Origin of the sequence: Occallatibacter sp. (assembly GCF_049802275.1) — a bacterium.
GTDB lineage: Bacteria > Acidobacteriota > Terriglobia > Terriglobales > Acidobacteriaceae > Telmatobacter.
Genome location: NZ_JBARMD010000201.1, coordinates 1 through 3,761, shown reverse-complemented (window position 1 = coordinate 3,761; position 3,761 = coordinate 1). Strand labels below are relative to the sequence as shown.

The 3,761-nt window shown below is 56.8% G+C and carries 5 protein-coding genes; all 5 read right to left on the bottom strand.

Features of this window, described 5'->3' with window-relative positions:
- Nucleotides 1-950, bottom strand: a 950-nt coding sequence (locus WA354_RS06725) for a DUF6600 domain-containing protein (RefSeq protein WP_472812233.1), incomplete at its 3' end; no start/stop codon positions are given.
- A 121-nt stretch (nt 951-1,071) separates the two neighbouring features.
- Nucleotides 1,072-1,725 carry a hypothetical protein gene (locus WA354_RS06720; RefSeq protein WP_472812232.1) on the bottom strand — a complete coding sequence of 218 codons (654 nt, stop codon included), beginning with the start codon at nt 1,723-1,725 and terminating at the stop codon, nt 1,072-1,074.
- Nucleotides 1,722-2,231 (bottom strand): crossover junction endodeoxyribonuclease RuvC, encoded by a 510-nt coding sequence (ruvC, locus tag WA354_RS06715; protein ID WP_472812235.1) that lies wholly within the window; start codon nt 2,229-2,231, stop codon nt 1,722-1,724. The genes WA354_RS06720 and ruvC overlap by 4 nt, the downstream gene beginning before the upstream one ends.
- A gap of 140 nt (nt 2,232-2,371) precedes the next feature.
- Nucleotides 2,372-3,088 carry a DUF2334 domain-containing protein gene (locus tag WA354_RS06710; protein WP_472812234.1) on the bottom strand — a complete coding sequence of 239 codons (717 nt, stop codon included), beginning with the start codon at nt 3,086-3,088 and terminating at the stop codon, nt 2,372-2,374.
- A 162-nt stretch (nt 3,089-3,250) separates the two neighbouring features.
- Entirely contained in the window at nt 3,251-3,652 is a 402-nt protein-coding gene (locus tag WA354_RS06705) for an STAS domain-containing protein (RefSeq protein WP_472812231.1), read from the bottom strand.
- Between the last annotated feature and the right edge of the window lie 109 nt (nt 3,653-3,761).

Sequence of the window (3,761 nt, the reverse complement as noted above, 5' to 3'; positions counted from 1 at the left end):
GTCCAACCCCAGCCGAAGGCATCGTAATAATTCCAGTAGCCGCTCGTGTAGGGGAGGTAGCCCCATTGTTCGCATGAGACCCAGACGTAACCGAACTGCGGCGTCCAGACCCAGTTGCCACAGCCGTAAGGATCCCAATTACCTGAAGCGGCTTCGGCAGGAGACCATACATAGCCCTGGCCGGGGACGTCGTACCAGTTGCCATTGGCATCGAGGTCGCTCCAGGCCGGATTATTGCTGTTAGGCGCGCTGCCGCTGGCGGCGGTCTTGGCGGCTTCCTGCGATGTCAGCACCTGATCGCGGTCGGCATTCCAGGCATCCCATGAGTCGGGTTCAATGGTCTCCGCCAGGTTGTAAAGATTGGGTTCCGCAGCGTTGAAGGTCAGGCTCTCACCGCCGTGCAGGTCGAGTGAAAGTGCATTCCCATGCTCAAGATGAGCGTTGCCGGAGAACACGGCCAACTCACCTGGAAGATTGTCTAGACTGATGCGCAGCAGGGTGAATCCGCTGGCGGTCACAGCGCTGTCGCCAAAGTGCACAACCATGCTGCTCGCAGAGGTATCGCCCTGGAACTCGAAGAAAGCCAAGCCGCTTTGGAGCAGCAAATCCGTCTTACCGGTTCCGCCATCCTGCCGGAGTTCCATGATTTTGAGAGAACTGTTCGGCGAGATCCGGACTACGCTGCCGTCATCGAACTGCAGTTCAGCCTTGCCATCCTCTTTAGCCGTGATCACGGTTCCCTGGAACAGGGGGGTATTGGTCAGGGCCGGATCAGCAATAATCTGGTTGCCATGCGACAGCTGTACGTCGCCGTCTACAAAGCTCAGGCGTGCGGCGAGTACGTTTGGATCAGGCTGCTGCGCTGTGAGAGAGACGGTCGCCGCCAAAAACAAAGCCAGCCCCAGAAGCCCGGCGGCTGGCCTGAACCAAATCTTTTCTAATCTATTCATGGAGCCCCCACCCTTTCCTTCGCCTCCGATAGCAGATTCGCCCATCGCGAGGAGCCCACACCCATTCAGACACTGGAAATGCATGAAAAGTCGCGCCCAATTTCTCAAAAGCAGGGCATTTTCAGCTGCCAGAGCGCGCCAACAGCATGTGAGCCCTCTTTCGTACTCTTTCCAGCACGTGGGGATCGTCTTGCAGGCGCTCGAGAATACCCCGGATGGTACAAATCTGCTGCAAGCGGCCGTCGTCTGATGCTTCAACAACATATTGGATAGCCTTATCGAGACCCAGAGGATCGTGCTGCAACAGCAATTCAAGCCGGGCACCCTCGATCAGAGTCGATGCTACGCCTACGAGGGAATCGCCCAGTTCCTGAATTTCCTTGGTTGAGGAGTAGTTGAACTCGCAGCCGCCATGCCCGTCGGGACCACTGTAGCTGATCTTCTTCAGTCCCTGAAATGCGACTTTCAGGTGGCTTTCGCAATTGCCGCTCAGAAGGTGTTTATTATGGGCAGCCTGGAAAATGTGACCGGCGAAGTCGCTGCTCAGGTTCACATCACGATCGACAACGGCGGGCAGGATCATACCGTTTTGATCGCTGGGCTTTTTGCCGCCCTCAGCGTGAAAATGGCCGCTGCCATCGGGGTGGAGAACCAGAGTCCATTGTGCCGGGTAGAGTGCCGGGTTGGAGAAGTCCATACGGATGACAGGGGGGGAATCTGCGGGGGCAGACAATGCAACCAGCAACGACATCAGGGCAAGCCACGCAATTTTCACCGCCGGCCCTCCTGCAGAGCAATCGTCTGAGCAGTATGCAGGTGACAGATGGCAATCGCCAGAGCATCGGCTGCATCGGCCGGTTGGGGTAGCTCGGGCAGGTTAAGAAGCCGCGCCACCATGAACTGGACTTGTTCTTTTTTTGCGAGTCCGTAGCCCACAACTGAAGACTTTATACTGAGCGGCGCGTACTCTGCTACCGGCAGACGGCGTTGAGCTGCGGCCAGCAAAGCAACACCACGCACCTGTCCCAGTTTGAGCGCCGACTTTGCGTTGACGGAGTAGAAGACCTCTTCAATTGCAACCACTTCCGGCTGCCAGCGCTCCAACTCCGCGGAGAGAGTGCGATGAACTTCGGCGAGCCTTTCAGACGTCGAGAGTGATTTGGCGAGACGGATCGCCCCACAGGTCTTGCAAACGATGCGGGTCAATGGGCCGGAGTCATCCGAATCCACCACGCCGAAGCCCGTAATCTCGGTTCCACAGTCGATGCCGAAGACGCGCATTAGCAATGCAAGTTTAAACCCCAATGCCTTTGATGCTTTCGCTAAAGCAGGTGGAACTCGCCTCGAATTTCGAAGATCGTGCTAATGATGGCAGCGCTCGCCTCAGGCCTGACCTGTTTTTGTGAGCGGTTTCGTTCAATTCAGCAGGAGGCGGAGTGCTTCCGTCGGTATTTTTTCGCAGAGAATCGAAAGCGCAGGTTTGCCAGAATTTCTCCGAGCTGCTCAGTCCAGCTGAGCCGGGTTGGCTGGTTATCGGCAATCACTCGGTCGAAAGTGGTGAATTGACCAGCGTGTTCTGCGAGAAATCTCTCCAGCTTGCTCTCGAGAGCGGAAGTTGCGGTATTGGTATGAATGCAGATGGTCCAGAGCCCGGTCTCTTTTCTGACCGGCTCCCAAAGCTGCTGTGGAATCCAGAGGACGTCGTGGCGCATGACGGGGCGGTGGGCGAAACCATCGGACAGGATTCCGAGACCCTCGGCGGCAAGGGCACGGAGGGTGTGGAGATCAAATCCGTGACGGGGGGCAACGAACAAACGCGGGTTGAGGCCGTTTTCGCGAAGGAGCCCAAGTCCGGAACGAATCCATTTCCGCTGCTGCGATTCTTCGACGCCTGCGAATTCAGTTTCCTGGTGCAGCCTGAGAAGGGGCTTGCCATGACTGGTACAGAGGTGCCGGTAGCCATGCATAGCGATGGTGGCTCCGGCAGCTTCGAGTGATCGCATTCGATCCCAGAAGTCGGGATCCGGCGCCTGCAGGATGAGGGCGGGATCCTGATTACTGGGAATGATGGCGAGAATCGGTCGGATTCCATACCGCGTAATGATCGACAGGAATCGCGCCCATCGATCATTCAACATGGTCGGACAGAGATCGTCGAAGCGAACGAGGTATCGAGCTGGATTGGGGGATTGAACTGGAACCGGGGCCATCTCAGGCGCCTTGGCCATTCTCAGGTGCGTGAAGGGATCGCTCTTCGCAGATATCCGAGAAGGATCGACTCGCGCTGTCGCAATTGAGAATCACGAGCCTAGCGCGTCTTCGATTGTAGCGGCCATGGGAAGGAGAGTATCGACCTTGGTGAATTTGAAAAGCTGAATCACGTTCGGGTTCGGTCCGACGACGACGACGCGTATTCCCTTGTTGCGGCAACTGATGAAGTGGCTGACGATCGTTCCCAGGGCAGAGGAGTCCATTTGCGGGACTTTGGAGATATCGAAAATGTGCAGTGCGGGTGTCTCTGTGCCCGGGAGGGGCTTGAATTCGAATATGTTTCCGAGGGCGACCTGCTTCATGGAGCCGTACATGTCGCGTGCGTTAAACGACCCGGTTATGCGGTAGATCACGGTGCGCGGGGCTTGGCCTTCGATTCGTTCAATCGTGAATGAGGGGCTGTTCCAGAGCTCAGTTTGGGTTGTGGACATTTCAATTGGATTGTAAAGGGCGCGCCGGACCAGCGAAAAGGGGCGCGGTTAGGTGAGTACTCAGAGGCGATTTTCAGATTGGGAGAAGCGGCGGATTCACAAGATGGAC